The organism is Candidatus Cloacimonadota bacterium (assembly GCA_011372345.1).
GTDB lineage: Bacteria > Cloacimonadota > Cloacimonadia > Cloacimonadales > TCS61 > DRTC01.
Genome location: DRTC01000492.1, coordinates 1 through 5,944 on the forward strand (window position 1 = coordinate 1; position 5,944 = coordinate 5,944).

The 5,944-nt window shown below is 37.0% G+C and carries 2 protein-coding genes; both read left to right on the forward strand.

Going from position 1 to position 5,944, the window contains the following annotated elements:
* The first annotated feature begins 100 nt into the window (after positions 1-100).
* Positions 101-1,210 carry a T9SS type A sorting domain-containing protein gene (locus ENL20_09540; protein HHE38798.1) on the forward strand — a complete coding sequence of 370 codons (1,110 nt, stop codon included), beginning with the start codon at positions 101-103 and terminating at the stop codon, positions 1,208-1,210.
* A gap of 484 nt (positions 1,211-1,694) precedes the next feature.
* Positions 1,695-5,711, forward strand: coding sequence for a T9SS type A sorting domain-containing protein (locus ENL20_09545; GenBank protein HHE38799.1), 4,017 nt, complete (start codon positions 1,695-1,697; stop codon positions 5,709-5,711).
* The last annotated feature ends 233 nt before the right edge of the window (positions 5,712-5,944 follow it).

A 5,944-nucleotide genomic window follows, 5' to 3' on the forward strand; every position in this document is an offset into this window, starting at 1 on the left:
ATGGTTGTTTATTTAACTATTATTTTTAAACCGTTAATTTCCGTAAATAAAATTCTAAAGTGAAATTAAAAAAAAATTAAAAACCAAAAGGAGATGTATTATGAAAAAATTTATTTTTGTTTCAAGTATCATGTTTGTTGTTGCATTATCCAATTTAAATGCTGCCTATTGTACAGCATCAGGTTCTAATCAATTCGTTCATATAACTCGTGTTGCTATCGGGGATATCGATAATTCAACAGGAGGAACGAGTTATTCTGATTACACAGCCCAATCTACCAGCGTTACGCAAGGAGATACCGGGGTATCTATTACTATCAGTTGTAATCAGACTTATGCATATTCTGATTTAGGTGTTTGGATTGATTGGAACCAGAATGAGGATTTTACAGATGCTGGAGAAAGGATGGTTTGCAGTGGCGATTGTACCGGTAATGGAACTTTTAACTTTGATGTACCTGCCGACGCTACATTAGGCGATACAAGAATGCGTGTTCGCTTAAAATACTCCGGTACAGATTGTGGTAGACCATGTGGTGCAACAAACTATGGAGAAGTAGAAGATTATACCATCACAGTCCTTGATGATGAACCCACTCCGGTTACTCTTTCCGAATTCACAGCAGAATATGCTGCCGGTAATCTTGCTCTTTATTGGACAACTCAAACAGAAACAGATAATTCGGGTTGGAACATCTATCGTTCCGAAACTGAAATTCTTGAAGATGCTCTTCAGGTGAATGGACAACTAATTTCCGGAGCAGGAACAAGCTCCGAACCTACGGATTATGTATTTGTCGATGAAAATGAAGTTGCCGAAGGTTCGACTTACTGGTATTGGATTGAAAGCATAAATAGTTCCGGGCAAACTGAAACTTTTGGTCCAATCTCACTACAAATACCAGTAGAAGGTGAGAATCCTGATGATCAAGATTTTGAAAACTACGGTTTATTCCAGAATTATCCGAATCCCTTATCAAATTCGACTTCGATCAGTTTTAACTTGCCGGAAGTAACAAATTGTGAACTTACAATTTATAACATCAAAGGTGAGATCGTTAAAACATTTTCAGGAAATAATATTAAATCCGGTGAATTCAATTGGAATGGAAAAGACGAGAATGGTAATGATGTGTTTTCCGGAATTTATCTTTATAAATTAGAAGCCGGAGATAATACTTACATTAAGAAAATGATCCTGACAAAATAGGATCTTCAATGGTTTAAAAACTTGCCATCCGACTGCTACCGGATGGCAAGTTTTATAAAATCCTACAACAGTTATGAATGTTGTGGAATCTTTTAAATTAAATTTGGAGGAGTAGTTATGTTGAGTGTACTCATTCAAGTTATGCCAGTTATCATCCTAATAATTTTTTTCATATTACTTAAGGGTCTTTTTACAAATAAGGATAAAGATACTTTAGCAAAAAGATTTTCCCAAAAAAGACTTAAATCGATAATTAAAAGACAACTGCATCACAGGAAGGATACTGGTTATCTAGGTAGTCATTTCAGTAGATAAAAAAGAGTAAATGATGAGTGTATAACAAACAATCCTGTTTGTTTCAGTTGTACAAGCAGGATTGCTTGTGATACATTAATTCAAGATAGAAACTCAAAGAACACAAAAGATATTTATATTTTTTCTTTGTGCTTTGTGTCTTTGTGAAAAATCAAAAAAAGAGGAGAAAATGAAAAAAATAATATTATTAAATTGTGTGTTATTACTAACTTCGGTTTTACTTTCACAAACAAACGGCGGACCCGATCTTTTCGGTTATACCTGGTATAATAGTGACGATGCTAACGGACCGGATTATGAATGGTTGGAGCATACAAATCCTACGGAAGTTACCGGTCTTACAGATGATAATCATGTTGGACCTTTTCCCATAGGATTTCTGCTTTCTTTTTATGATGTGAATTATACCGAATTTTATATTCAATCGAATGGTGTGATCACTTTTGATGATATTGGAATTCCTCTTTCCAATCGTATGATTCCGGAAGCCGATGCCTATAATAACCTGATCGCCTGGTTCTGGGATGACCTTGATCCGGTTGGCTCAACAATATATTATGAAAATATTATTCACAATGACCAAACAGTCCTTCTGATTTCGTTTATCAATTATTATGAACATCCTGATGGCGGGGATTATGTAGATGCCCAGATGATCCTTTTTCCAAATGGTGACATAAAAATCAATTACCAATATTTTTCACCGGGATTCGATATGGACAGCTCTACCGTCGGTATCGAGAATGCTTTTGGAACAGATGGCCTGCTGTATGTTTATAATCAGGATATGTTTGATAATGAGATGTCGCTTATGTTTTATCATCCTGCTCCGTTGGATAATGATCTGGCAGTCCTGGGAATATCAGGTCCGATCGGTCTGGCAGAAGGAACAGAAAGCATTTTTCAAATCACGGTTAAAAACAGGGGAGTTATCACTCAAGATAATTATACTGTAAAATTATTTTTGGAAGGTGATATCGAGTTATCTTCAGTACCCGGAACTGCTATCGAACTTGGCGAAGAAATAAATTTCGATCTTCCCTGGACTCCGGATTTTACCGGAAATACTTATGTTTACGGATTTGTTGAATTTACTGAAGATGAAGACCCGCTCAATAATCAGACGGATAGTTTGATTGTTCAGGTTTTTGTTCCCGATACAAATATAATCCTTACTTCAAATTTTTCAACTTTCCCTCCGGAAGGATGGTCAACTGAAGGAGGAACCAATTGGGGATACGGAATCGAGAATAATGCCGGCGGTCAACCTCCGGAAGCCAGATTCCATTGGAGTCCTAACACGACTGGTGTTCAAAGATTAATGACACCGCCGATGAATACCCTCGGAGCTTTAGTTGTCAATTTGGAATTTAAACATATGATCCATGATTATAATGGAGATTATGTGATCAGGTTGGAAACTTCCAGTGATGGTGAAACTTGGAACATTGCTCATATTTTTAATTCTCAAGGAATACCTCCCACAGTAGAATATATGACGATCACAACCGCAGATGTCGGTTCCGAATCTTTCCAGCTTGCTTGGGTTTTTGACGGTTACTCTCATAATATCAATGATTGGTATATCGACGATGTTATTGTAATGGCTCATTTGGAGATCTTTGATAATGATCTGGCTGCCAGAAATATAACCGGACCGGAAGTCGTAAACAGCGGAAGTTCAGGAGTTTTTGAGATAACTGTAAAAAATGTTGGAAATTATAATATCGAAAATTATACTGTCAAATTGATGCGGGATGATGAGATAGAAATCGCTTCCGAAGATATTTCACAAACTTTAATACCACTCGAAGAACGAACTCACAGTTTTGTTTGGAATATTCATATCGACGAACAACCCGGATACACGAACCTTTACGGAAAAGTTATGATGACCGGAGATGAAAATATTCTGAATGATAATACTCAACCTTTGGAAGTGCGTATCCTGGAAGCCGGTGCTTATGAAGTAACGATCGGAGACGGAATTGTGTTAGATAATAAAGCCCCGCTGAGTTTCAATTATAATAACAGTCTATCGCAAACATTGTATTATCCCGAAGAGATCGGGCAAACAGGAATTATCCAAAGCATCACTTATTACTCTGATTTTGTGGATGATCTGAATAATAAACCGGCTAAAATTTGGATTGGTGAAACAGAGTTATTAAATTTTAATAGCGGTTGGAATCCTACTGCTGAACTGATTTTGGTTTTCGATGGAAATATAAACTATCCAAATGGACAAAATGCAATAACTATCAATTTTGCCGAACCTTATGTTTATGAAGGCGGGAATCTAGTGATCATGGCTCAAAGACCATGGGATGATAATGTTTATGATGCTGAAAATAAATTCTTTACGGATACAACAGCAGATCATCCGAATAGAATGATCTATAATCGTGATAACACGGAAGAATACGATCCTTTAAATCCGCCCGAACAATATTTTGTTTATGACGGTTTTCCCAATACGACTTTTCTTATGATGCTCACCGGATTGGGAAGAATTGAAGGTTATGTTTACGATGAAGATAATGTTGTGCTTCCCGGAGCGATGGTAGCCAACCAGGATTCTTCGATATTTACATATACAAATGATGAAGGATTCTTCCAATTTGCCAATGTTCCAATAGGAGAACAGGAATTCACAGCTTCCTTATTTGGTTATTCTCCGCAAACTTTAGCCGTAGAGGTTCTCGAAGATGAGACTGTACAACTCGATTTTAATCTTATTCAATTGGGAACAGTAAGTGTGACCGGAATCGTGACCGGAAGCGATTTTCCTGATACAGGTTTGGAAGGAGCAATCGTTTCCTTAACTATACCCGGATTAGTAAATTATCAAACAGTTACTAATGCAGACGGTGAGTTCACTTTCCCGGAAGTTTATCCAAATTATACTTATGATCTTTCCGCTTCGCATGACGATTATGAAACTTATTCAGGCGAAGCAATCATAGAAAATGAAGATTTCGATCTCGGAACTTTAATCCTTTATGAAATGACATCACCGCCGGACTATTTACAAGCTGTGCAGAATGAATCTCAAACAAGTGTCGATCTTAATTGGAATACACCCGGCTTCGGAATCGGAGAATTCCGTTATGATGACGGAGAATATGTTTTTAATATCGGTTTAGGTGATACTCCACCAAATGGTGTTTTCGGAGCTGTTCATCCGCATCAGGCAATCCTGACCGGAGCAACCTGGTATTTAACTTCCGATAACGGTGCTCATTACCAGGTAAATATCATAATTTTCGGATTAGATGGAAATGGTGATCCTGATCAGGAAGATGTCCTTTATGAATCCGGTTTAGTTCCAAGCACAGATAATGAATGGAGTTCCTTCGATTTTCCTGTTTCTATCGAAGCCCCGAATGGATTTCTCGTGGGAATCAACACTCCTAACCAATATACTTCCATCGGTTATGATGACGGTGTCGGTGCTCCCTGGGAATTTCAGGAGAATACGCAAATGATGATCACCGATTGGACAGATACAAATGAAAATTGGATAGACCTCGGAATATCTCCTTTCTTTAATAATAACTTAATGATCCGGGCTTACGGCATCGATCTCGGTGAAATTGACAGACGAATAGACCCGGTTGATAATACGGAAAAACAAGAATCTGCCGCAGATAGGGAATTAGAATCATATAATGTTTATCGTTTTGCAGAAGAAGATCAAGACAATCCGGAGGAATGGGATTTAGTCGCAGCTTCTCTTGTCGATACTTTTTATACAGACGATACCTGGACAGGATTGGACCAAGGATTTTATCAATTTGCCGTAACCTCTATTCATACTAACAATATAGAATCAGAACCCGTATTTTCTCCTGTATTGGAGAAAACAATAACGGGAGTCGATGATGAAACAATTCCGCTGATAACATATCTGACAGGTAATTTCCCGAATCCGTTCAATCCCATAACAAGAATAAATTATCAATTATCCAAGCCGGCAAAAGTGGAATTAGTTATCTTTAATTTGAAGGGACAGAAGATAAAACAGCTTATCAGCAATTCAGCCAATCAGCTTTCAGCAGGTCAACACTCTGTAGTTTGGGATGGAAAAGATGATTCAGGTCGCTCGGTTTCATCGGGAGTTTATTTCTACAAACTTCAAGCCGGTGATTATCAAAAAACAAGGAAGATGATCCTGCTTCGCTAATCTTCAACCTTAAAATAATAAAAATCGAAATTTATAGAGAAATTGACTGTTATCTAAATAAAAAGGTTCTCTTTTAAAATGTGTAGGTAGTCTTTTTAATAATTTCACATTTGCTAGAATTTCTATCATAAATCCAAAGTCATTTTGATACAAAAAAAGAATTCCAAAAAGCATTATTAAATTTGAATTTCTGACAAACAATTTTGAAATTCCTGCAATTACAGTTGCTTTAC